This window comes from uncultured Odoribacter sp. (assembly GCF_937966165.1).
GTDB lineage: Bacteria > Bacteroidota > Bacteroidia > Bacteroidales > Marinifilaceae > Culturomica.
This window is the reverse complement of record NZ_CALCLB010000012.1, coordinates 147,043-172,315: the sequence shown is the minus strand read 5'-3', so window position 1 is coordinate 172,315 and position 25,273 is coordinate 147,043. Positions and strand designations below refer to the sequence as shown.

General features: G+C 42.7%; 21 protein-coding genes. 18 read left to right on the top strand and 3 right to left on the bottom strand.

What is annotated here, in order from left to right:
- Nucleotides 1-83: 83 nt before the first annotated feature.
- From Q0465_RS04555 to Q0465_RS04475, 17 genes are all read left to right on the top strand, one after another.
- Nucleotides 84-2,267: a patatin-like phospholipase family protein gene (locus tag Q0465_RS04555; RefSeq protein ID WP_298613432.1), complete on the top strand. Its 2,184-nt coding sequence runs from the start codon at nt 84-86 to the stop codon at nt 2,265-2,267.
- A gap of 788 nt (nt 2,268-3,055) precedes the next feature.
- Nucleotides 3,056-3,466, top strand: coding sequence for a type II secretion system protein (locus Q0465_RS04550; protein ID WP_298613429.1), 411 nt, complete (start codon nt 3,056-3,058; stop codon nt 3,464-3,466).
- Nucleotides 3,467-3,469: 3 nt separating this feature from the next.
- Entirely contained in the window at nt 3,470-3,934 is a 465-nt protein-coding gene (locus Q0465_RS04545) for a hypothetical protein (RefSeq protein WP_298613426.1), read from the top strand.
- Complete coding sequence (locus tag Q0465_RS04540) at nt 3,927-5,354, top strand: GspE/PulE family protein (protein ID WP_298613423.1); 1,428 nt, start codon at nt 3,927-3,929, stop codon at nt 5,352-5,354. Before Q0465_RS04545 ends, Q0465_RS04540 begins: the two co-directional genes overlap by 8 nt.
- A 127-nt stretch (nt 5,355-5,481) precedes the next feature.
- A complete protein-coding gene (locus Q0465_RS04535) occupies nt 5,482-7,368 on the top strand; it encodes a type II secretion system protein GspD (RefSeq protein WP_298613421.1) in 1,887 nt (628 codons plus the stop codon).
- Nucleotides 7,369-7,411: 43 nt separating this feature from the next.
- Nucleotides 7,412-8,410, top strand: a complete 999-nt coding sequence (locus Q0465_RS04530) for a hypothetical protein (protein ID WP_298613418.1) — start codon at nt 7,412-7,414, stop codon at nt 8,408-8,410.
- Nucleotides 8,403-8,903, top strand: coding sequence for a hypothetical protein (locus tag Q0465_RS04525; protein ID WP_298613415.1), 501 nt, complete (start codon nt 8,403-8,405; stop codon nt 8,901-8,903). The genes Q0465_RS04530 and Q0465_RS04525 overlap by 8 nt, the downstream gene beginning before the upstream one ends.
- A gap of 33 nt (nt 8,904-8,936) precedes the next feature.
- Entirely contained in the window at nt 8,937-9,314 is a 378-nt protein-coding gene (locus tag Q0465_RS04520; RefSeq protein ID WP_298613412.1) for a hypothetical protein, read from the top strand.
- A complete protein-coding gene (locus tag Q0465_RS04515) occupies nt 9,311-9,775 on the top strand; it encodes a hypothetical protein (protein ID WP_298613410.1) in 465 nt (154 codons plus the stop codon). The genes Q0465_RS04520 and Q0465_RS04515 overlap by 4 nt, the downstream gene beginning before the upstream one ends.
- On the top strand, nt 9,759-11,027 hold the full coding sequence (locus Q0465_RS04510) for a hypothetical protein (protein WP_298613407.1): 1,269 nt from the start codon (nt 9,759-9,761) through the stop codon (nt 11,025-11,027). Before Q0465_RS04515 ends, Q0465_RS04510 begins: the two co-directional genes overlap by 17 nt.
- Nucleotides 11,015-11,362, top strand: a complete 348-nt coding sequence (locus Q0465_RS04505; RefSeq protein WP_298613405.1) for a hypothetical protein — start codon at nt 11,015-11,017, stop codon at nt 11,360-11,362. The genes Q0465_RS04510 and Q0465_RS04505 overlap by 13 nt, the downstream gene beginning before the upstream one ends.
- Nucleotides 11,359-11,880 carry a hypothetical protein gene (locus Q0465_RS04500; RefSeq protein ID WP_298613402.1) on the top strand — a complete coding sequence of 174 codons (522 nt, stop codon included), beginning with the start codon at nt 11,359-11,361 and terminating at the stop codon, nt 11,878-11,880. The genes Q0465_RS04505 and Q0465_RS04500 overlap by 4 nt, the downstream gene beginning before the upstream one ends.
- Before the next feature lie 46 nt (nt 11,881-11,926).
- Nucleotides 11,927-12,973 (top strand): type II secretion system F family protein, encoded by a 1,047-nt coding sequence (locus Q0465_RS04495; RefSeq protein WP_298613399.1) that lies wholly within the window; start codon nt 11,927-11,929, stop codon nt 12,971-12,973.
- 115 nt (nt 12,974-13,088) lie between these two features.
- Nucleotides 13,089-16,010, top strand: coding sequence for an RHS repeat domain-containing protein (locus Q0465_RS04490; protein WP_298613396.1), 2,922 nt, complete (start codon nt 13,089-13,091; stop codon nt 16,008-16,010).
- Nucleotides 16,011-16,021: 11 nt separating this feature from the next.
- On the top strand, nt 16,022-20,203 hold the full coding sequence (locus Q0465_RS04485; protein ID WP_298613393.1) for a DUF6443 domain-containing protein: 4,182 nt from the start codon (nt 16,022-16,024) through the stop codon (nt 20,201-20,203).
- Nucleotides 20,200-20,460, top strand: coding sequence for a hypothetical protein (locus Q0465_RS04480; RefSeq protein ID WP_298613390.1), 261 nt, complete (start codon nt 20,200-20,202; stop codon nt 20,458-20,460). The genes Q0465_RS04485 and Q0465_RS04480 overlap by 4 nt, the downstream gene beginning before the upstream one ends.
- A gap of 540 nt (nt 20,461-21,000) precedes the next feature.
- A complete protein-coding gene (locus Q0465_RS04475; RefSeq protein ID WP_298613388.1) occupies nt 21,001-21,357 on the top strand; it encodes a hypothetical protein in 357 nt (118 codons plus the stop codon).
- 212 nt (nt 21,358-21,569) lie between these two features.
- On the opposite strand, the gene tpiA is transcribed toward Q0465_RS04475, so the two are convergent.
- The 3 genes from tpiA to Q0465_RS04460 form a co-directional block, all read right to left on the bottom strand.
- Entirely contained in the window at nt 21,570-22,337 is a 768-nt protein-coding gene (tpiA, locus tag Q0465_RS04470) for a triose-phosphate isomerase (RefSeq protein WP_298613386.1), read from the bottom strand.
- 39 nt (nt 22,338-22,376) lie between these two features.
- On the bottom strand, nt 22,377-23,624 hold the full coding sequence (locus Q0465_RS04465) for a BT_3928 family protein (protein ID WP_298613383.1): 1,248 nt from the start codon (nt 23,622-23,624) through the stop codon (nt 22,377-22,379).
- A gap of 106 nt (nt 23,625-23,730) precedes the next feature.
- Nucleotides 23,731-24,303, bottom strand: a complete 573-nt coding sequence (locus Q0465_RS04460) for a DUF1599 domain-containing protein (protein WP_298613381.1) — start codon at nt 24,301-24,303, stop codon at nt 23,731-23,733.
- A gap of 114 nt (nt 24,304-24,417) precedes the next feature.
- On the opposite strand from Q0465_RS04460, the gene folP reads away from it, so the two are divergent.
- Nucleotides 24,418-25,254: a dihydropteroate synthase gene (gene folP / locus Q0465_RS04455; protein WP_298613378.1), complete on the top strand. Its 837-nt coding sequence runs from the start codon at nt 24,418-24,420 to the stop codon at nt 25,252-25,254.
- Nucleotides 25,255-25,273 lie beyond the last annotated feature (19 nt).

Genomic DNA, 25,273 nt, shown 5'->3' with positions numbered 1-25,273 from the left:
TTTTTATTAATTTGCTTCGGGTTTTATAGAAGAGATTGGCATAATTTTTGTCCGTTTCTGAAGACAAAAGTGGATTATTTTTTATGAAAAGATGTTTCGTTTGGTTATTATTGGTTTTGTTTCTGTGTCCGTCTCTGATGGCGGAACGGAAGAAGGTGGGATTAGTGCTGAGCGGTGGCGGAGCAAAGGGAATTGCTCATATCGGGGTTATTGAGGTATTGGAAAAAGCCGGGATCCCGGTGGATTATATTGTGGGGACTAGCATGGGATCGATTGTGGGGGGATTGTATGCGATCGGATATGATATGCAGGTATTGGACAGTATGGTCCGGAATCAGAATTGGCCTTTTCTGTTGAGTGATAAGGTTTATCGGGATAATCTTTCTTTTTCGGATAAAGAGGCGACGGAGAAGTATATTCTTTCTTTTCCTTTCGGGAGGGGAAAGGACAATCGTATGCCTGCTGGTTTTGTCAGCGGTCAGAATGTCTATAATTTGTTTACCGACTTAACGATAGGTTTCCACGATTCTTTGAATTTTGCGGAGTTGCCTGTTCCGTTTGCTTGTGTAGCTGCCAATATTGTGGACGGTAAGGAGGTGGTGTTAAAGGAAGGGAATTTGGTGCAGTCTATGCGGGCCAGTATGGCTATTCCGGGTGTGTTTACTCCGGTACATATGGATAGTTTGATATTGGTGGACGGAGGAATTGTAAATAATTTCCCCGTAGATGTGGCGAAAGCGATGGGAGCGGATATCATTATCGGAGTGGATGTACAGTCCGATCTCAAAAAAGCCGAGCAACTGAATTCTTTACCGGGCGTTGTGGGGCAGATGATTCATTTGCTATGTATGAATAAGTTTGAGGAGAATCTGAAATTGACAGATTTATATATCAAGCCGGAGCTCAATGAATATTCAGCTGCCAGTTTTAATCCGGATGCTATCGATACGATGATCTATAGGGGGAAGCAGGCTGCCGAAGCTCAGTGGGACCAGTTGATCGCTTTAAAAAAGCAAATCGGTGTGGAAGAAGAGGGAACAGTCGTGCGGGAGAAAAGAGTTTTTGCCGATACTTTCTTTATCCGCCGGATTTATTTAAAAGGGATATCTGAAGACGAAGAAAAATGGCTGAGGCGGACCATTCGTTTAAAAGAGAACCGGAAGATAACCAAGGATGAGATTCACCGGGCTATCGCATCTTTGTACGGAACAAAAGCTTTTGCCAGTGTTAGTTATCGTTTATTGGGCGGACCGGAATACGATCTGGAATTGAGTTTAAAGGAAAGTGACAGGAGTATTATCAATCTGGGCTTCCGTTTTGATTCGGAGGAAATGGCAGCCATTCTGCTGAACCTGAAGCTAAATTACCGGCCTCTAAAGGGTTTTCGGTCCGGTATTACAGCCCGTTTAAGCAAAAATCCGTTTATCCGTTTGGATTATTCCCTGGAAAATCCTTTGATCCGTAAGCTCAATTTAGCTTATATGTTTAAATACAATGATTTTAATATTTACGACGAAGGAGATAAGATCAATGCCGTAACGTATCGTTATCACCTGGGAGAGTTGAGTTTAACGGATATTTATTTGCGGAATTTTAAATTCCAGCTCGGGTTGCGTTATGAGTATTTCGATTATGATCCTTTCCTCTTTAAGGATGATAACCAAACGATAAATGTAAAATCGGAAGGTTTTATCAGTTATTTTGCTTTGGCTGAAGTAGAGACTTTCGACAGACGTTATTATCCTACAAGAGGGCTGTCTTTTACCGCTGCTTATTCGGTGTATACAGATAATTTTACTCAGTATGACGGGAGTTTGCCTTTTTCTGCTTTAAGCGCTAATTTCATCGGTGTCATACCGATTACAAACCGTTTTAAAATGTTGCCTTCCGTATATGGACGGGTACTGATCGGGAAAAATATTCCCTATCCTTATTTGAATTATATGGGGGGACAAGTATTTGGACGCTATATGCAACAGCAATTGCCTTTTGAAGGAATTAGCCGGGTGGAAGTATTCGAAAATTCCTTGCTGGTAGCACGGCTTCATTTCCGGCAACGCATGGGAAGCCGGCATTATGTTTCCTTTATCGGAAATTATGCTCTACAAGATGATAATTTTTTTGATATTCTGGGAAACCGGGGGATCTGGGGAGGAAGTGTCGGATACTCTTATGATACAGCCTTGGGACCTATTGATGTAGTTTTCAATATGTCAGATTGGACCAAAAAACTGGGTTTCTATTTCAACCTGGGATTTTATTTTTAGATGGTTGAATGTTTAAGTGTTTAAGGGATACGGAACGGTGGTGCCGGATAAATGTTCTTTTCAGTTTGTGGGTAACCGAACGGGGGAAGAATGAAATAATAAAGTATAGTTTTAGTTTCCTGAAGTGATGAAAATGAGTCCTTTTCTGCGGTAAACCTTTTTTCTCTTTCGGTTCTCCTTGCTTCTTTCCCTGCATGTATTTTCAATTCCGTTTAAATAAAACCTTCTCCTCTTTCTATAATTTATACATTTTCACTTTTTTCACACTCAAACATTTTTATACTTGTACATTTTTACTTTTTCTCCGGTTTTATAAAAAATACGCTTTTTTTTACTTATAAAATTGGGGAAAAAAGGGACAAAAAAGGTCTTGTTCAGATTTTTAAAAAAAATGATATTGATTATCAGGTTATTAAAAACCGCTTGTTCAGATTTTTTTTTACCCGCCTATTGGATTTTTCAATTTTTATGCTATAATTTTATTAACAGAAAACCCGAAAGGATTAAATAGAAAAAGGAATTTTCAGTGCAAAAAGTAAAGTGAATTTCTAAAGTCCGTTTTTTGTATGGATTTTTCTGCGGATTCCGGGTAAGGAGGATAGGGAAGTAAACTTCGGGTATTTATAAATCTATTTGATTGATTGTAAGATATTTATTGAACGACGAGCAGTCGTATAGGGGATTCATATGCCTATTGGGAGCTTAAAGTATGGAGGATAAGCTTTGTCAAAGGGGAGAGGGTGCAGATGTAAACATTCGGAATTTTGAAAATAAATAATGTATAGCGTATGAAAAAAAGAGTAAAAATGAGTGTGAAAGCGTTTTCTCTGCCGGAATTGTTAGTGGTATTGGTAATTATCGGGATTCTGGTATTAATCGCTTTGCCCAATCTGATGCCTTTGATTTCAAGGGCTAAAAGTACAGAGGCACAGCAACAGTTAGTATTTCTCCATACCTTGGAAAGAAGTCATTTTTATATGTATTCCCGGTATTCGCCATCCTTGGAGGAATTGGGTTTTGAGCAGCAAAAGCTGGTGACAGAAGGGGGAAATGCCAATTATCAGATAAATATTACAGAAGCAGATGAGAAAGGGTTTAAGGCAAGGGCGACGGCAGTTGTGGATTTTGACGGAGATGGCATTTTCAACGTATGGGAAATCAATCAGGATAAGGAATTGAAAGAAGTTACAAAAGATTAGTCTATGGAATTGCTCCTCTTTATTCCGTTAAGCCGTCTGATATGGTACGACTATAAAAAAAGACGGGTTAAGATAGCGGATCTTTTGTTGTTTGGCGGATTACAGTTTCTGATCGTCTGGATAGGAGAGGGATGGAAAGAGTTGGTTTTCCGGCTGGGGGTGAATTTGGGGGTGGTAATATGGATGGCGGGTGGTTTGGTTTTATATGATTTAATCCGTTACAGACAATGGGAACGGCTATTGAAACGACAAGCCGGTATCGGGGATTTATGGTTCTGTCTCCTGTTGGCACCGGCCTTTACGCTGAGGGCCTATGTATTCTTTCTGACCTTTGCCTTTTTCTTAACGCTCTGTATATGGCGAATATACGGCAGAAGGAGCCGGAGGAGGGTAACGATCCCTTTAGTGAGCGGGGTAGGCTTGCTATATATGGTTTTTCTTACAATTCGTTTTTGTAACCATGGATGAATTACGGATTCCCGTTGAAGTCATCGGTTTTTTTACTCCGGAGGAAGCCCGGGTGTACGGTTTACTCCCGTTTGAAAAACGGGAGGAGAAACTTGATTGTTATGGAGAAAAGGGCCGGAATTATGAAGCTGTGGTGCAGGAAATTGAAATTATACGAGGGGTAAAAGTGGGTATAGAATACCTCCCCCCTGAGGAGTTCAGACGGCTAATAAGACAATATTACCGGGAAGGGGTTGCGGATTCCGGAAAGAGGACGCAGACAGCCGTATCTGCCGGTGAAGAGCGGGATTTTTTAAGTCGTTTGATAGAGGAGGCATACCGGACCTATGCCAGTGATATACATTTCGAAGCTTATGAGGAGAGATGCAGGGTACGTTTCCGGATCGACGGCCGGTTGCTGGAAAGGTATGGTATTGATAAGGAGAATTACGCAGCTTTGGTCAATCAGGTCAAAATTCTGGCGAATTTGGATATATCTGAAAAGCGTTTGCCCCAGGACGGCCGTATCTTTTTTCACAGGGGCGATTGTAAGTTCGATGTGCGGGTGTCTTGTTTACCGGCTATTCACGGGGAAAAGATCGTTTTACGTTTACTTACCCGGCATGCTGAATTGTTAGAACTGGGGAATCTGGGATTTAGCGGGCGGCAATTAAACGATTACCGTGAAGCTGTAAGTAAACCGCACGGATTGGTTTTGATCAGCGGGCCAACAGGATCAGGGAAAAGTACGACCCTCTATGCAACCTTACGTCTGCTAAACCGGGAAGATAATAATATACTGACGATTGAAGATCCTGTCGAATATACCTTGGAAGGAGTTAATCAGGTACAGTTGAAGGAAGAAATCGGTTTGACTTTCGGGAGTGCTTTGCGTACTTTTTTACGCCAGGATCCGGATATTATTATGTTGGGAGAAATCCGGGATACCGAAACAGCCCGTATGGCTGTCAGGAGTTCTTTGACAGGACACCTGATTTTTTCTACCATACATACCAATAGCGCCTGGGGATGTGTAGCCCGTCTGGCTGATATGGGATTGCATCCCTATCTGATTTCCGACACTTTACTGTTGTGTATGGCCCAACGGCTGGTAAGGGTGTTATGTCCTCATTGTAAAAGAGAAACAGAGGAACAGTTTCCTTTAAATATTCCCTGGAAGGGAGAGGGAAAGCCCGCTCGTTTTTACCGGGCAGAAGGATGTGAAGCTTGTTATTATACGGGCTACAGCGGTCGTAAAGCGATTTATGAAGTCATTCCTATCGACTCCCGCTTGTCGGCAGCAGTACGGAATCAGGAAGCCGATATAAGTGCTTTGTTAAAAGAAAGGGGAATTCAAACCTTACGGGAAACGGCTATAGGACTACTACGGGAAGGACTTACTTCCCCGGAAGAGATATTGCCTTTATTAAATGAATCCTGAATATACAGAACTTTTTCCGGAAAGGGGATGCTTTTCCGATGGTTCAGACAAGGGATTCCGGAAATGAAAAAACAGTTGTAGAATTATATAGAAAGGTTAGAGACGGTTTAAAGTTAAAAATGGACATATGAAATTGATTTTTTTAGCCTTTTGTGTGTTATTACCGTATTGTTTGAGTGCCCGGACAGTTACCGATTCTGTTCGCAATGAACAGCTGGACGGATTGAGAAGTATTTTCGATAGTTTGGGGAGGGTGGATCCGGCCTATTTGCAGGAGACGGATCTTTCAGTAGGGAATATAAAGCTTTCGGAATTATTGCGGAGTATTGCTACCGTCAACCGGGTCAATTTATGCGTAAAGGCGACGCAGGATCCTTTGGTTGCCTGTAATTTTAACCGGGCCAGGATTACTGATTTACTCTATTTCCTTTGCCGGGAGTATGGCTTGGAAGCGGATGTATGCGGGAATATTGTCACTTTAAGTTCCCCTGTCCTGACAGAATCTCTTGCGCCCGAACCTTTTGTCAGTTATGATTCGGTCCGGGCCCTGCTTTCTTTTGATTTCCGGGAGGCTGCCCTGGCAGATATCGGACGACGGGTTACCCGGCTGACGGGAACGAATGTGATTGTGCCTCAGTCTATCTATACTTTCCGGGTTTCCTCTTATTTGGAAAACTTACCTTTACCGGAAGCCCTGGAAGCTTTGGCTTCCGCCAACGGCCTGGTGATAAACAGAGGGGAGGGAGGGGTGTGGGGATTTGAAATGCCGGGAGGACACGAAACTACAGCGGCTACGCTTGGAACCGGTTTCCGGAGACGTTTGTTTCCGGCTGATCATCTCTCTGTGGATAGTTTAAGACGCGTAAGTGCACACATTACTTCCGGAAAACTGGAAGATATTCTGGCAGAGACCTGTGAGCTGCTTGGGGAAGATTATTTCTTTGCCGCTCCGGTAAAAGGGCAGACTTCCATATATGTAAAAGATATCGACAGCCGGACTTTTTTTGATGTGATTTTGGGGGGCACGGGAGTTAGTTGCGGGGAGTACGATGGGGTATTTGTATTTGGAGATAAAGGGAAGGAGGGGGCAATGGTAACAACCCGGGTTATGCCTTTGCGTTTCCGCGCTGCTGCTGCCTTACCGGAATTGATTCCCGAGGCTTTGAAAAAAGAGGTACAAGTACAACTCTTTCCGGATCTGAATAGCTTGATTGTCAGTGGAGAAAGCCGGAAAGTTTCGGCAATATGCCGCTTCCTGGAGACTGTAGACAAACGGATTCCCTTGATTACAATCGACGTGATTATTGCCGACGTGACAAAGAGTACTATACGGGAAGCCGGTATAGAGGCCGGGTTGGGAAATGCTCCGTCTGCTACTTCCGGAACACTTTCAGCCGGAATCGATATGAAATTAAATGCAGCCTCCATTAATAAATTGATTAACAGCTTCAATGGTTTTGGTTCCATTAATCTCGGAAGGGTTACTCCGGATTTTTATATGAATCTGAAATTTCTGGAAGAGGCCGGAGATATTGAATTGCGGTCTACGCCTAAGCTTTCTACTTTGAATGGACATGAGGCGACTTTGAAAAGCGGAGAGACACGCCATTATAAAGAGGTCGCCAGTAATATTATTGGTACCCAGAATCCTATTCAGAGCGATTCTTATACCTGGAAGAGTATAGATGCTAATTTGAGTCTACGGATAGTGCCTTATGTCGGGCAGGATAATAATATAACACTGGAAGTGGAGATTGAGCAGAGTGAATTCACCGGGAAGGAAGAAAAAGATGCACCACCTACTACGGCTACCCGGAGTTTTAAGTCCCTGATCCGGGTGAAAGACGGTGAAATGGTATTGCTGGGAGGAATTGAACGGAACAGCCGGGAACGGACTAGCCGGGGTTTGCCTTTTATCAGCCGTATTCCGGTATTGAAATGGTTGTTCGGATCTACCAAAAATAATAAGGTCAGTCAGAAACTGAATATTTTTATTAAGCCTACTGTGCTTTAGCGGGAAAAAGTATGTTTTGGAAATTCAATAATTGGAATCAAAAATGAAATTACCTGAAATATTAATTGGGAAAGTGCAGGTTGTCCGGGCCTGGGCAGGACCTGCAGAGGATTTACAGACTACTTTGTTCGTTTGGAAGAAAGGGAAATATATACCTGTGGAAACAGGGCGGATCCGGACAGATTGGCCTTTGTTTATTTTGGTTAGCGGAGAGGGGATACTTAAAAAGGAATACCGGACAGAAGAAGAGGGAATGCGCCGGATTACCGAAAATCCGGATTTGTTATATGAACGGGAAGACCTGGAAGAGGACCGGGTTGTCCTGAAATTTATGCGGAGAGAAAAGCTGGATCATTTTTTACAGGCACAGCAGGGAGTAAGGGTGGATGGAATACGTTTTTTTGAAGGGAAAGAAACAGACTTTCTCTCTTCTGCCTCTGGATTTTCAGCTACAGTAAAGGCTTTACGGGAACAGGAATTGAGCCTGAAACGGTTGTTTCAACCGGATGAAGGCGGGCAACGCTTGGCAAACCGGATGTTCCGGCGTTTGAAATTACCCGTTTTAGGAATCTGCCTGGGGTTATTGATGCTGAATTTTTTCGTTGCTTCCGGGTTGGAAGAACATTGCCGGGAATTACAACAGTTATTGACTGAACGGCAACAATTGCAAAGAGGCAGGAATCAGGAGTCCGAACGCATGCGGGAATTAACGGGAAAAATCCGGGAAAGGGGAATGGAGGGATGCGCGATATTGTTCGACCGTTTGGCGCATTGTGTTCCGGAAGCGGTGAATTTATCCGCTTTGACCCTGGCCCCCCTTACGGAAAAAATGGAAAATGGTAAGTTACCGCTGACAGATTCAGACATTATACTTCTGAAAGGAGAGACATTTCAGCCGGTGCAGATTAATCAGTTGTGTAAACAGTTGTCCAGGGAATCTTTTTGTAAGGAAGTAAAGCTTACCCGGATGAGCCGGGTAAAAGACAGTAAAACATACCGGTTTGAAATGGAAGTGGAACTGAAAAGAAGAGGGAATGGATAAAAAATATACGGGAATATTAAAATTAGGAGTCTTGCTTTTGGTTATGCCTCTGGTGGTGTGGGGATGGGGACTTCGCAGGACAGTGGATTTATGGGGTAATTATACTTCTGTGAAAAAACGGTTAGAGCAAATTCCCGCAAAAGGTTTGATACGGCAATCGACGGATTGGACTGATACTTCTCAGGACTTGTTATTACCGGACGGACGTTTACTGGAGGTAATGGCTGCAGATTTCCGGAAAAGGAAGATTGTAGTTATCGGGTTTACTCCTTTTCTGGCACAGGAAGAAAGCGGTTTTGCATTGTATACGGGAGAATTGCTGTTATCAGGAAGCTATATCCCTTTGGTGCGTTCGGTTTATGAAATGGAAAAGCGGTATTCTGCCGTGAAAATTATCTCCGCAGATTTTCAGTTGTATCGGGAAAATCAGAAAGATCCTCCCCAGTTGCGGTTGCGGTTGATTGTCATGCAATTGGGGAAAAAGAGTAAATAAAAGCTGGGATTTAAAAAGGAAACATATAAACACATGAAAAAGAAATGCTTGTTATTGATTTGTCTGGGAATCTGTGCCTGTGAGGATATTTTTGAGAAAAATATCAGTTGCAGGCAGGTAGAGGTGATAGCTCCTCCTTCCGGTTTGGTGACAACCCGGACTTCCCTCACTTTTGTATGGAACCCGATGAAAGGAGCATCGGATTACAGACTGATTGTTGTCTCTCCAGCTTTTAAATGGATTGAAAGTTACCTGCTCGATACGGTAGTGGAAACTTGCCGTTTTTCACTGGATTTACCGGAAGGGGAATACGAATGGACGGTCAGGGGACTTAATTCCGCTTATGAATCCCTGGATACCCTTTCATTTTTCAGCATTATTCCGCCGGGGGAGGGAGGGACAGAGCCATGAAAAATAAGAAGTTTACTTTGTTTTTGATTTTTGTTGCACTGATCGTATGGGGGATAATCATCTGGCGTTTGCTGCTCCCTATGCGAGCGCCGGCTGAAGGAAAGGAAGGTTTTGTTCCGGCTGTACACCTGCAGCTCAGTAGTGCAGACAGCCTTCTGGCAGATTATCCTGATCCTTTTTTGGGGAAACGGTTTACGGAACAAGAAGAAAAACCGGAACAAAAGGTAAAGCCCGCAGTCTTTTTTAAAGATCCGCAGTCCTCCCCTCCTGCAGAATTCCCGCCGTTTTTATTCCGGGGACGGCTTCGTCAGGGTAAAAGGGAATTTGTTTTGCTGGAAAGGACTGGTTGTCAGTATATCGTGGCTGTCGGAGCACGGATTGAAGGTTACCGGGTGAAAAAAAGTACTGACGATTCGGTGGTATTGTCGAAGAAACAGGAGAGCTATGTTTTATATAAATAAAAAATTACCCCCTTTATCTGTTGAGAGGAATGGTTGCGGGAAAACAGTCAGGGCCTCTGTCTTGGCTTCCGTATTGGTGGTAGCAGTACTGATGTTGTTGGTCATCAGTGGTCTGATACTGGTAAAAGACCATTACGACTCTGGCTTTTACCGCCTGCGGGAGCAGAAGCAGTGGCAAATGTGGCTGGATTCCGGTTTTTTGCTTTACTGCCGGGATACTGTCGGAATGTTGAGAGATACGGCGGGTTATATACTTTTTCCGGAAGATAAGCGTTCCCGGATCCGGGTGGAAACGTTTCCCTGGGGTTTGTATGAGACCGTTACGGTTACTGCCGGCCGGACTTCTTCTGTACGTTTATTGGGAAGGACTCAGGTTGGCCGTCAGCCGGTTCTGTTGTATGCTTGCGATCGGGGAGGGATTTTTTCTTTGGCCGGTCGTACACAGATCAGAGGAAAGGCTTGCCTGCCTGCTGGAGGCGTTAGCTATACGGCTGTACATGCTGAATTCTTTGACGGTATTCCTTTACCCGTTTCCTGTATCAGCCGGAGCGGGACAGCTTTACCTCCCCCGGGGAAGGAGGTAAGGCAGAGGATAGAAGATTATTGCTGTCTGAAGGAAGGAACAGTTTATTCAGCCCCTCTCCCGGAAGTGTGGAAACAGCCTTTCCGGGAAACGACCCTCATTTTTCCGGTGGGAGGCGTGGTGAAGGGAAAATATAGCGGGAAACTGATTTTATATAGTGAAACACCGGTATATCTGGGAGAAGAATGCCAATTGGAATCTGTGCTGCTGATAGCCCCTTCAGTTGTGATCGGATCCGGTTTCCGGGGTTCCCTTCAGGTGTTTGCACGCGATACGGTGGTGGTTAAAGAAAAAGCGCAACTCGAATATCCTTCCGGGATTTATTTATTGCCGCTTAATCCACAAAGGAGGGTCGAGATCCGGGATGAGGCAGTGGTGAACGGGTATGTGATTGTAGACGGAACAAGCGGGGAGGTGCAAAAAAGAGAACTTAATTACAGGCAGTTCCTTTCTGCCAGGGTAAGAGGATTGGTATATGTAGATGGGATCGCACAGGTACAGGGCATTATTTCCGGTGCTTTGTATGTAAGAGACAGCTATTATTTTTCTGAAAGCGGGTATTATTCCGGATTGTTGTACAATGCTGTGCTTATAGAAAATCCGGATATGGTATGGCCTTATTGGCTGGAAGGTAATTCAGAAAGGAGGATCATCCGATGGCTCGAATAAAAAGGAATGCTAAAGCAACTTCTTTGGCAGAGACGATAGTGGCAGCCCTTATCCTGCTGGTTACTTTTATGATAACTATGGAAACTTTGAGCCAGCTGATGGTCAGAGAGGGAAACGGGAAAGGCTGTATGGACAGCATAGTTGCTCTGCAGCAATGTCGTCAGGAAAGTCTGAGTGCTTTTTCCCCGGATCAGCCGGAAAGTCAGGAATATGAATGGGGAGAATTGCAGGTGAGTGTGACACCTTATGCTTATGGGTTGTATCAAGTGACTTTAAAGGTAAAACTCCGGGAAGGTGGACGAGAAATTGGATTTACTTATCTCAAAGAAGAATGAAAGCAAGAAAAAAATCAAAGAGAGAGCTGAAAGCAATGACCTTACCGGAGTTGATGATCGTCCTGATCGTGGGAGGAATGCTGTTTATTGCCCTTTTTGAAGGCTGGAACACGGTCAGATGGTGCAGTATCGATTTATGGAAAAAATGGGAAAAAGGATCTTTAACTTTTTCCGGAATTGAAAGGCTGGAAACTTTGTTTGTTATTTCCGACAGTATCCTCCCTGTAGGTCAGGCGGTTGTTTTTTTACGCGGAGATACTGTCTTGGGGAGGCTGGAATGCTCCCGGCAACTGTTGATTTTCGAATGGGACGGCCGGGAGGAAAAAGGAAAGGATACTTTATTAAGGGGAGTACAGGCTGTGGTACCTGTAATTTCCATTGCCGGCAGAAGCCGTCAGGACAGCCTTTATGTCACTTTAAAAAACGAAAATAAATCCTGGTATCTGGGATTTGGCAAACGGCCGCTGGAAGAAGAAGAACGGGTAAGGCGGTTTGAACTTTTAGAAACGAAACATTAACTATTTCGGAAACGGTGCTTTTTCCGGAAGGATAAAATAAGCGGTAATGAAAGATTTAAAATGGAAAGATGTTAAAAAAGAAACCTTTTTTTCGGAACTGGCTTCCCTTTTGGCTTCAGGATTGGATTTCAGCCGTTCTTTCCGCCTGTTGACAGAAGGGGAAACGAATAAGAACATAAAATCCCTATTGGAAACGATTCATCGTTCTGTGGTGGAGGGAAGCGCCCTCTGGCAAAGCCTGGCCCGGAATGCTCATTTTACCCCCTTGGATTATGGGGTGGTACGCATTGGAGAGGAAACCGGGCAGTTGAGCCGTTCGCTTTCGTTTTTATCGGAATATTACCGGAAACGGATCGCCCGCCGCCGGATGATTTCAGGGGCTGTCAGTTATCCCCTTATTGTATTGGCAACGGCCGTTATTGTGTTGGTATTTATGATACTTATGGTCGTACCGATGTTTGAGCAGGTTTATGCCCGTATGGGAGGAGACTTGCCGGCTATGACCCGGTATATGATTGCTTTTTCCCAGGATTTTCCGTATTGGCTGGGTGGTATAGGAACAGGATTGCTTTGCTGTATTTTATTTTTCCGTTTTTATGGGAAGCGCCCTACTGTACAACGTTTTTCGGCGGCCTTGTTGCTTCGGATTCCTCTTGTAGGAAGCCTTATCCGCCGGAATTGCCAGGCCCGTTTTTGTAGTTTACTATGGCTGCTGTATACTTCCGGCGTACCACTCTTGCGGAGTATCAGTCTGTTGGATGGAATTATCTCTTTTTATCCTTACCGGATGTCTTTCGCTTCTGTCTGTGAAGGGTTGCGGAAAGGAGATTTGTTCGCTGACTGTCTGGGACGATATCCTTCCCTCTATGACAGAAAGCTGGTTACGCTATTACAAGTCGGGGAAGAAACCAATCGTTTGGGAGAAATGCTGGCCCGGGAAGGAGAGGAACTGAGCCAGCAGCTCGAACACGACCTCAAGCAAGCCGGGAATTTGCTGGAGCCTTTACTTGTATTGGGAGTTGGGGCATTGGTCGCCTTGGTATTAATATCTATGTATTTACCGATGTTTAAGCTTGGTACAACAATTCACTGAGTTTTAACCTTAAATGTTTTTGCCTATGAGAACAGAAAATTGAACATTCGGATCCGGACCTGCCGGAAAATGCAGGGAGCAGCTTTATAAAATTTTTAATTTAAAATTTTGCATGATGAAAAGAATAGCAATCTTCAACTTTAATCTAAAGACAATAGGGGTACTTTGGGGATTAGTAGGGCTGGGGTTGTCCGGATATGCGCAATCGGAAGAGACGACTGCCCGTCCTTCTGCGGACGTATGGGAATTTGTCAAATACGGAAGTATACCTGTAAATTTATATTCCGGTACGGTGAATCTGACGATACCGCTCTATCAGTACAAGGATAAGGATTTTAACATTCCGGTTTCTTTGGGGTATGCTTCAAACGGTTGTTTACCCAACCGCTTGCAGGGAAGTTTGAGTCCCGGCTGGTATCTGACGGGAGGCGGATGTATTACCAGGCAGATCCGGGGTGTCCCGGATGAAGAAGACGGCGTACTGCGCAGAAGGTATACGGAATATTTTCGGGTGAGTACGGACGAAAGTACGGCGGATTTGTTTCAGTTTTATCCCGGACAAGGTTGTATAAATACTTATTCCCTTTACCTTTCTCCCTCTTCTTCCTTGTCTGCTACAGGGTATGACCCTCTACCGGATATTTTTTATTTTAACTTTATGGGGTATAGCGGATCGTTTCAACTGGGACGAAAGAACCAGATACATGTATATAATAGCAATGTACCGGCAGGAGAAATTAAAATAAATATCAAACCGGGAGAAGAATATAGTGATATGAGTGCTTTCTCGGTTACGACCGGGGACGGTATGGTTTATTATTTCGGAGAATATCAGGATGAAAATGACGTTGCTACCCGGGAATATACTGAAATATTGAGGCGGTCAGACAGTCGTACGGAAAGTCAGACTACTTCCTGGATGCTTACCCGGGTTGTAGCTCCTGACGGAAGAGAAATAAAGTTTAAATACCGGGAGGGAAGAATACAGATGGATCCGATTCTGACGGCTAATGTGGAACAGAATAGGGTAAGTAACCCGATGAATCAAATGAATTGGAATGCTTCTTACAGGACGGTATCGGGAAGCAATGAGTTTTTCTTTGAAACAGCCCGTGTGTTTCCTCTGATACTGGAAGAAATGGTGGTCGATAATCAATTGCAGATCAAATATTTCCACTCGGATCATCCCAGTGATTATTGTCTGGATTCTTTAAAAGTCACACATTTGAAAACCGGCCGGGAATTGAAAAAATGCCGTTTTTCTTATCTCTGGAAAGGAAGTATGTCCCGTTTTCTGCAGAATGTAGAAATTTCCGGAGAAGGAAATTATCAGATGGAATATTATAACCAGGATCAGACACCTCCTTACCGTAGCCTGAGTGTTGATCATTGGGGATTTTATAACGGTAAGTCCGGTGCTTCGTTTACCTTTTTGCCGCAAGTAAGCGTAAACGCTGATTTTGAAGAGACAATTACCGGAACGAGCCGGAATCCGGATGCAGCTTATGGAGTATTCGGGATGCTGAAAAAGATTACCTATCCGACAGGCGGCTATTCCGAATTCGATTATCAAGGCAATGATTATGCCCGGGCTATCCGCCGGGACAAGTCGTCTCTTTTTCTGCCTTATCTCAAGCCGGAAAATGCTACTCAACCAGCCGGAGGCGTACGGGTGTGGAAAATCCGGGATGTCACCCCTGAAGGACAGACAATCAGCCGGGAATTCACTTACCGGAACGAAAATAATTTGAGTAGCGGTATTTTATTAAAATATCCCCGCTATTATGTACATTATAAGGGAATGAGTACGGACGGAAATTATTATTACTTGCGGGAATGTTCCAGTTATTCTTCTTTACACAATAGTGTTTATACTCTGGATGAAGGACATTTGGGATATAGCCGGGTAATTGAAAAAAGAGAAGACAATTCTACTATTGAATATGTATATAGCGATTATGTCACTTGTCCGGACGATGAAACCGGTATTGTAAATAACGGAAATGGAGCTTATCAGATCGAGTCTTCATTGCGTACTTATGTCAGCAATTTGTATAGCAGCTTAAACTCCCGACACAGGGACCGTGGAAAATTACTTTGCAAAAAAATGAAGGATAGCGAAGGAAAATTGGTTTATCAGGAAAAATATATATATGATACCCGGGCGCTTCCTTATTTTGAGGATATCAATCTCTGCGGAGATGTTTTCCGTAAAACCCGGATTTATACAGCCGATCATCTTTTGAACCAAGTAGTGAAAACCAATTATTACGGAAACGATTCGGTCGTATCTGCTACTACATATGCCTATAATGTTTTAGGGGAAAAAATTGCTACCGAGACTCAGGATAGCCGCGGTATGGTTTACAAAGAGCAAACCCAGTATGTAAATGATATTGCTGCAGGGAACCGGACAAGCGTAGAGACGGTAATGATCGACCGGAATATTTTGGCTTCCCCCTTAAAAACTGAAAGACGCTTCCGGAACGCAAACGGGACAGAAAAACTTTTCGGAGGAGAACAAACGGAATTTGGCTTATTCAATAATCTGATATTGCCGTCTGCTGTCCGGAAAGCCAGATTTGACCAACCTATATCCGCCTCTCTTTTTCAGCCTTCCCTTTATACAGACACGGAATTGACGTATGATTTATACGATAAACAGGGGAATATTCTGCAGACTACTGATAAGGAAAGAAAAAAGACGGTTTATATCTGGGGTTATGGTGGATTATACCTGATCGGAAAAGTAGAAAACGCCAGCCTGACAAATGTTAAGAAGATTTCAGGATTGTCTACGCTCGAAAAGACTCCTTTAACCGGAACCCTTTCAAACCTTCAGGAAATGGAACTCCGGAAACTGGCGGGGACTTTAGTCACCACTTACGACTATCTGCCTTATGTCGGGATAATCTCGGTTACAGATCCCGCCGGCATAAAAGTGCAGTACCAATACGATAGTTACGGACGCTTGAAAAATGTGACCGATGGACAAGGCTATCTGAAAGAGAACTACGAATACCATGTCCAACAATAAACAGATGTGCCATGAAAAAATTGATTATTCTTATATTCTTATTTTGTTGCAGGGTCGGAATTGTATATTCCGATTCGGTAATTTTTTTGGGAGAATTTTATCTGGTGTTTCCGTCTGCCCATACTTCTGCTTTTGAGCCCAAGGTACCGGTCGGATTCGACGAAACGTTTGTTTCTTTTAAAATTGGGGCTTATTCGGCTTATACGGTTGTGGAAGACAAGGAGGAAATTGTTGATACTTGTGTTGCTGTGGAAGATACCCTTTTGTTATTACCCGAAATAACAGATTTGACAACGAATGTTCAGGCCAGGTTACTTTCGGATCCCATTCCGGTAGAACCGGTCGATCCTATAGAACCGGAAAAACTGATTCGTTTTGAGTTTGTCCGTTTTGAGGATAGCGGTGGGCAAATTAACTCTATTTCTTGTCATTACGGTCCCAGTCATGTCAGTTTTAAACCGAATTATACGAACGCCATTATCGAGGGGAAAGTGGTGATTCACTATAATACGGTTTATCTGAATGAAAACGGACAGATACACTCAGATGGGAGTTATACGGAGAGACGCTGTGAACGGACGATGAAATTCTTTTATTCCCAGCAACCTTATGTTGCTTTAGAAGCGGGAACGATACCTGCGGTTCAGTATTTTTCAGAGGGGGCTTCTTCCTGTAAGTTGGAGGGATGTGAGGCAAAAGGAGGAAGAGGAAGTTATTATTATACCTGGCAGCAATATACTTCTGGAGGCTGGAAAAGTATAGGGAATGCCTATAAAAAAGATTATACTGTCAATACACCTGCTGAAAATATGTATTTCCGGAGAATGGTCAGTAGCGGGACGCAGACCGCTTATAGTAATGTCTGTATCCTGAAAAAGGATGTTTTCGGAAACCGGAATTATATTCTGAAAACGACGGCCTTAAAGAATGAAAGTACTGATCCGGAAGATTATTATCGTTCTACTATTACCTATTACGACGGACTGGGACGGAAAGCTCAGGAAATCGGGATAGAGGCTGCACCGGACGGCAGCGATTTAATAATGCCTGTCTATTATGATGAATTAGGCAGAGAAGATGCCAGAACGTATTTGCCTTATGCTCTTGCCGCTAATAAGGGGAGATACGATCCGGAAGCTTTAGGGCATCAGTCTTCTTTTTATGCTGCTTTATATCCGGGCGAAGGAGCATATACCTATGCAGAAAAAAAGTATGAAGCTTCACCTTTAGAGCGGGTCTTATATTCTTATAATACAGGAAAAATTTTCCGGGAAAAAGATAAAAAAACAATTTATCGTTATGCTACGAATGCGGCGAATGAAGTTTTTCGGTTTATGGTAAATAACGACGGAAGCTTTAAAGTGGAAGGATATTATCCGGCACATTCTCTGCATAAAACTGTAATAACAGACGCAGACGGCCGCACCTCGGAAAGCTTTACGGATATTTCAGGTAAGGTTGTATTGCTGCGGCAAATAGGAGAAGGAAGGGATAAAGCGGATACTTATTCTGTATTCGATGATCAGGGAAGGGTGGCAGCCGTTATTTCTCCGGAGGGTTCTGCCTTGCTGAGCAGCGGGCTGACCGTGGGCCGGACCCATATCATAGCTACTCAGTATAGTTATCTTTATACTTACGATAAATACGACCGCCTGATCGGAAGAAAATTACCCGGAATGTCAGAAGAGTATTCTGTTTATGATAAAGGGAACCGGGTAGTAATGTGGCAGAACGGAAACTTAAGGGCTTCCAACCGTTGGAAATTGAACCGCTATGATGTTTTGGGGCGGTTGACAGAAGTGAAGCTGATTTCCCATACTTCTGCCCGTTCTGCTTTACAGAATCTTTTCGATACGGGAAATACAAATTCTCTCTACCTGACAAGCGGGATTTTATTGCAAGAATGTGCTTACGACAGTTATCGTCTGTTGTCTCCCACTCTCTTTGCCCTGGACGATTCTTCTGTGCCTTTGTTGCCGGACAAGGTACCTATTGTTGAAAAGAAAAATTCCAAGAGTCTTACTGCCCCAAAAGGATTGTTAACCTGGGAAAAACTGGCGATTATGGAGAATGATAATACCGTTTCCCATTATATAGAAAAAGCATATACTTACGATAAAGAAGGACGGATCCTGGAAGTCAAGGAGAAAAATCCGGAAGAGTTAACAAGTACTCTTTCCAAAGCATATGATTTCGTCGGAAATGAAATTCAGGTGCAGGAACAATCTGCTGTGGAAACTTCTGTTACTTCAACTTTAATGACTACAAATACCTATGATCGTCAGGGAAGACTGTTAAGTGCAGAGACGGTTCTGAACGGGGAGGGGAAAGGGCAGCTAGAGTATCAGTACGATCGTCTGGGGCAGCTTTCAAAACGGGTTTACGGACAGACAGCCTGTACTGAATCGTTTACGTATACCCTTCAGGGTTGGCTGGACAGCCGGATCTCAGCTTCTTTTTCCATGTACCTCCGTTACGGACAGCCTTTGAAAAGCGGTTCGACGGCTGCTTATACCGGAAATATCAGCGAATGGGAATGGACACAGGGAAGTGGAAATTCTTTTACTTATGCCATAGATTATGATGTTTACGGACGCTTTAAAGGGGCTCGTTCCTTCAGCGGTAATACGTTGGATAACCGGAATACAGAACAAGAGATTACTTATGATTTAAATGGAAATATAAAGACGTTACGGCGGACCGGCACGACAGCTGCTGTCGTAGATAACTTGGTGTATACTTATACCGGAAATCAATTGACGGCGCTTGCCGAAAATGCTGCGCCGGTTTCCGGAGATATTTATGCAAGGGGAAATGAGGTGGCAGGAGCGTATACGTATGATGCAGACGGAAATTTGCAGACAGATACGCGGCAGGGCTTGAATTATCAATATAATTATTTAAATTTGTTGAGACAGGTCACTTCTGCCAATAATTTAAAAGCTACGTATCGCTATGCTTATAATGGCAATAAAGTAGGCGTAAAGGGTGCAGACGGCCGGGGATGGGATTACCGGGGAAGTTTTGTATATACCCGTAATGGAAGTTCTTTGACACTGGAAAGTGCCCTTTTCGGAGGTGGCCGTATCGTTTCAGGTACAAATGGATACGAGGTTTATTATTATCTGACAGATCATTTAGGGAGCGTACGTGCTGTAGTCGACGCTGACGGGAAGGTCCGGGAGCGTAATGATTACTACCTTTTCGGAACCCGTCAGCTGAAAGAAAATTATCCTCAACTGACTGTAAACCGGGAGAAATTCAGTGGTAAGGAATGTCAGACAGTAGGCAATCTGGGATTGTTGGATTATGGAGCGAGGATGTACGATGCCTCTTTGGGAAAATGGATGACTGTTGATCCGATGGCGGAGAAAAATTATGCTTTGACCCCTTACCATTATTGCGGAAATAATCCCGTCACCCGGGTCGATGCAGACGGTATGCTGGACGATTGGTATGCTTCGGGTAGTGGAGCCCTTCTCTGGCTGGATCGTCAGGATAAACAAGTGGTTCTTAACGGAGAGACCTTTTCAAATATCGGGACTTCTGTTTCTGTCGGTCAGATAGATGGTTCTTACATAAATTACTATCAGAATGTACCCATTTCGATCTCTAACGTACCGAAAAGTGCCAGTTTCAGAGTTTTGAATGATCCTTCTTTGTCCGCTCAGTTATTGAACAGGCGAAGCCCTCTTTCTCTTAAGAGTCAGGTAGGACTAATGCAATCTTTGGTCAATAAAGGCCGCGAGGATTTTATTCGTCATCCGGTCACTCAAGGAGTTATGAATGCTGCTGTTTTTTTGACTACCGGTGGAATTGAAGGAATAGTTGCTCTGGGAAATATTGGTAAATTTTTTGTCAAACCAGCTGCTTCCCAACTTACACGCGTATTCTGGTCGGGAGGTGTTCTAGAAGAAGCAATGAATTTTGCCAAAGCAAATGGTATGACTACTTTAGAGATGACACGTGCGGGGCGAAATCTAAGCGAATTGACCAAAAATATGTCTTGGGAAGAAGCTAAGCCCCTTTGGGAACGTTTGTCAGCCACCTACGCGAAAGGAGCGAAAGGACCAGTCCATGTGTTCCAAAATGCCAAAAATGGAATAAGTATAGAGAGTGTTTGGAGTACTGTAGAGTATCCTATTTTAAATGGGAAAAATCCAATTATTTATCATAATGTTATACCTAAATGATTACACAAAAAAAGTTAGAAATTTATAATTCATTCCATGGTGATGTCGATACATGGTGTCGGATGACGATGGGAACTGATTCTTCTTACGAAATGAAAAGAGAAGATTGGTATTTAATTGAAAATTTGCTTCAAGAACTTTCTTTGATGAAGAAAGGAGTCGTTTCTAAAGAATATGAGATAAAAATCCGAAAAGAATTAAAAGATAATTGCGATTCAGATGAAACAATCCGTCAATTGGTGAAATTGGTAAATTGAGTTTCTAAATAAGAGAGGCTGTTGATTATATATATCAAGATTTATGATAAAATTTTGTAAAAAAATAAAGATAGCCTCTCTATTTTTCAATATTAAAAAAAATTCTCAATTTAAATAATTTTATTTTTTTATCTTTATTGTCAGTTAATTAACAAAATATATTATAAATATTATTAGTATATCATTATATGATAATAAAGTAAATAGAATTGTATTAAAAGAATATTTCAAAATGTAAATGTAAAGTTTTGTATTTTCATATTATAATTTATGAAAATTAACTTACATAATATGAGAAAATGTTTATTTAATACATTTGATTTGAGAAGTTACAGAAAAAGTGAAGTCTGGAAATTGTTCAAAAAAAAATGGAAAAAGTTTTGCTTCCCTGCTTTGGCATTATTTAAAAAGAGGAAGATTACAAAAGAGTTAAAAAAAAGAGATTCAGAAGTAATGCTGATTTTTTTCCGTAAGTTATTAAATATTTTGATTTTTTATAAAGGTTCTAAAGAGGAATGTTTTCGGAAAGTTTATGTTTTAATGGAACAAAATCTGGTTTCAGATGCGGGCCGGAAATTGTGGTGTGATTTAATCAATTATTGCTATTATGGGATTGTGGACGAGATTCGCAGGTGTCATTCGGATCTAAGAGAGGAAGATATCGAATTTGTCTGTTTTGTTGGAGTCGGTTTTACAGTAGAGGAGTTGAGTTTTATTTACGAATTGTCGAACAAAGGTTCTGTTTACACTAAATCCTATCGGATCCGGAAACAAATGGGCCTGACTTGTTCCCTTGACATTTATATTCGAAAAAAAATAGAGTACCTGAAAAACAGTGACAAGGGGACGGTTCTTTTGTCACCATTTCATTTATTTAATTTGAGCCGGAAGTTTTGAATTTTTCTATTTATACAATAAATGGCAAGCTACTGTTGAGGAAAGTACAGAATTTTCCATAACGTAAGCCAGAAGCGATTTATTCGAAATAAATCCGAGCTATAATAAGTATAGGTTCGTTTTATGTAAAGTTTGGCTTGTATAGAAGTAGGAGGTTAATTGGGATTTGCAATGGTGACAAAAGAACCGTCCCCTTGTCACCATTTCTTGCTTTAGTGGTTGGCGCGGGCGGCTATGATAATAGAAAAGTCCTCGGCTTTCAGAGAAGCTCCGCCGATAAGGCCTCCGTCTACGTCCGGATTGGCGAACAGTTCGTCGGCATTTTTGGCATTACAGCTTCCTCCGTAAAGGATAGAGGTGTTTTCTGCTATTTCTTTGCCGTATTTTTCCGTCAGTACATTGCGGATAAAAGCATGCATTTCCTGTGCCTGGGCAGAAGTGGCTGTTTTTCCAGTTCCGATAGCCCAAACCGGTTCATAGGCCAAAATGATGTGGGAAAATTCCTCAGGAGAAAGCTGGAAAAGTCCGTTTATCAATTGGGATTTTACCACTTCAAAATGTTTTCCGGCTTCCCGTTCGGCCAATACTTCTCCTATACAGAAGATAACGTCCAGTTGATTGTTTAATGCCTGTGCTACTTTTTTTACCAGAACGGCATCGGTTTCTCCGTAATAACTTCTTCTTTCGGAATGCCCCAGTATGACATAAGTACTGTCAGTGGAAGCTATCATGGCAGCGGACACTTCGCCTGTATAAGCTCCGGAAGCTTCTGTGGCACAATTTTGAGCAGAAACGGATACAATTGCAGGATCGATGACCTTGTTTACTTCAGCCAAATGGATAAAAGGGGGAGCAAGGATGACTTTTATGTGCGGAACGTTTAAAGCCTTTACTTTTTCATTTACTTCTTTAGCTAACTGAATACCTTCAGGAAGCGTTTTATTCATTTTCCAGTTACCTGCTACAATTTTTTTTCTCATGTCAGTGATTTATTATTAAAGTTTACAGAATTTCGTCGTTTATCTTCCTCCCTTTTTATACTTCTTCAAGGTGTAGAAAGTTAGAAGGAACAGGAATAATAAGGCGAGGGAATAGAGAACGTAACGGTTGGTAATCCGCTGTTGTTCTGTCAGGCAATAAGCGAGGGGATCTTTCCCTGCGAGCTTGTCTACGGAAGGAATATCTCGGTATCCCCATTTATCGATAATTGTGCCTTTTTTCAATAAGAGAAGCCCTGGATTCGAGCGGATTATAGTCTTTAATTGTATTTCGTCCGTCGTGCAAAAATCAAAATGCAAGGGGTGGCCTGACTGAAGCTGCCGGATTTCTTCCGGATCGGATGCAGTCAATCCGTAAAACCGGTACCCTTTGGCCCGGGCATAATCAGCCAGTTCGTTGAGCCGATCCAAAGCAGAGGGGGCAATTTTGTCTATCTGATAAGATACGGCTAAAAAAGTATAATTGTCGTCCTGTAACACTTCTTCCGTAATGTCTCCCCATTCGGGATGTTCAATTACAAAATCGTGTATGGGAGTCTGATAGCCTTTTTGAATCAATTTTTGTTCTGAACTGTGGAATTCCCAATTTAGGGTATCTTGCCAAGGATAATTCTGTTCGTCGAATTCCTGTAGTTCCCCTGTATTTTTATTCCGGTATTTTAACAAAATCCGGTATTGATCGTGGGGAGCATCTGCCGGTATGTCCATACTTTCCGGGATATTGGTCCCGATGGCATAGGGGCGGAAATCGATAATCGGTAAGTGGCGGTAGCTGTAGCCTTCCACACAGCCTATAAAAATAACAGATCCGAGGAACAGCACTGTTTGTTCGAGAAAATTATATATGGGTTTAAAATGCTTCCTCCGGCGGAATACCAGATAAGCCATAAATAAGAGAATAATATTTTTCCAGAATGTCTGCCAATTACTCAGTGTGATGGCGTCCCCAAAACAGCCGCAATCGGTCACCGGATTCCGCACGGCCAGAATAAGGGTGATAAAGGTGAATATCAGCATAAACAACCAGGCTCCCCAAGCCCCCCATTTGGTTTTAATATTCAGGAGAAGACAAATTCCGATCACAAACTCCAATCCCGACAAAAGGAAAGAAAAAAACAGGGCAGTAGCATTGAGTCCTCCTATTCCGAAAGCATTGAAATAATCGATAAATTTATATTCGGAACCCAACGGATCAATCCCTTTTACAAAGCCTGAAAAGATGAATACCAACCCTAAAAGTATCCGGAAAAGATTTGCAATAAATTTCATAAGTGTATCATTTTGCTGTTATGTAGTGTGTTATTCTGGGTACGGGTACACTTACCTCTTTGAGTGAACGGTCAGTTGGAGCACTAATACCGGGTAACGCAAGGCATCAACTCCTTACTTCCGGGACTGCCGGCTCTGTTTCTTCTTTTTCCACAAGGAGCCGTATCAATGCGAATACTGCATAATTGATCATATCGTAATAGTTTGCATCTATCCCCTCCGATATCCAGGTATCTCCCTGATGATCTTCGATTTGCTTGGTGCGTTTAATTTTCATCAGAATCAGGTCTGTATAGGAACTGATTCGCATATACCGCCAGGCTTCGTCGTAATCATGATTTTTATCTGCCATTAACTGTTTGGCTTTTTGAAAATAAAGGTCGTACAATTCTGTAATTTTTTCAGCAGGCAGTTCTGTTTCACTTTTTTGTTCCAATTGAATTAACCCCATGAGAGCATAATTGACAATGCCGATAAATTCAGAACTTATCCCTTCGTGTATTTTGGAAATACCTTTTTCTTCAATGCAACGGATGCGGTTGGCTTTGATAAATATCTGGTCGGTCAAGGATGTCGGTCGTAAAATTCGCCAGGCGGTTCCGTAATCGTGCATTTTTTTTATAAAAATGTCACGGCATATCTGGATCACCTTATCGTATTCTTGTGCTGTATTCGCCATAAATTTGTCCCCTTACATTATGAAATGTAAAAAACTCGTTGTTACTTTGAACGTGTAAAATTAATAAATAGAATTGATAATCCTTCATTTTCAATTCTCAAATTTAACAGTACTATGTTGAAATTTCCTTTGTTAGGAGGACATCCCCTCGATTTATCCCGTCCCTGGGTAATGGGTATATTAAACGTGACACCGGATTCTTTTTACGATGGGGGAAAATACGTCAGTGAATTAAAAGTGATCGGGCGTATTCACCAGATTATGGAGGAGGGAGCGGATATAATTGATGTGGGGGCTTATTCTACCCGCCCCGGCGCTGCTTTCGTCGATGAAAAAGAAGAGACGGCCCGTCTGATGCCTGCCGTGGAATTGATTCGGAAATATTATCCGGATACCCTCGTTTCTATCGATACATTCCGGGCTTCTGTAGCAGAAGAAGTCAATACCTGTATGGGACCGGTTATCATAAACGACATTTCCGGAGGAACGATGGATGAGAAAATGTTCGATTTTGTGGCCCGGACCGGTATCCCTTATATCCTGATGCATATACAGGGAACGCCGCAAACAATGCAAAAAAATCCGGTGTACCGGGATGTTGTAGAAGATGTCCGGGATTTTTTTATCAGTCGTATCGGACAATTGAACCGGAAAGGATTCGACAATATTATACTGGACCCGGGGTTCGGGTTCGGGAAGACGATACGGCACAATTTCCAGTTGTTGAACGGAATGTATCAGTACCGGGATTTAGGCTATCCCTTGTTGGTGGGAATTTCCCGGAAGACAACAATATGGAAAACGTTGGGAATTACTCCGGCTGAAGCCTTAAACGGAACGACGGTTCTAAATACAGTTGCTTTGTTAAAAGGAGCGGATATTTTACGGGTACACGATGTCAAAGAGGCTGTGGAAGCTGTGAAACTGATCGGGCAATTGAAAGAATCCTGAGCGGACTATTGTTTACGGA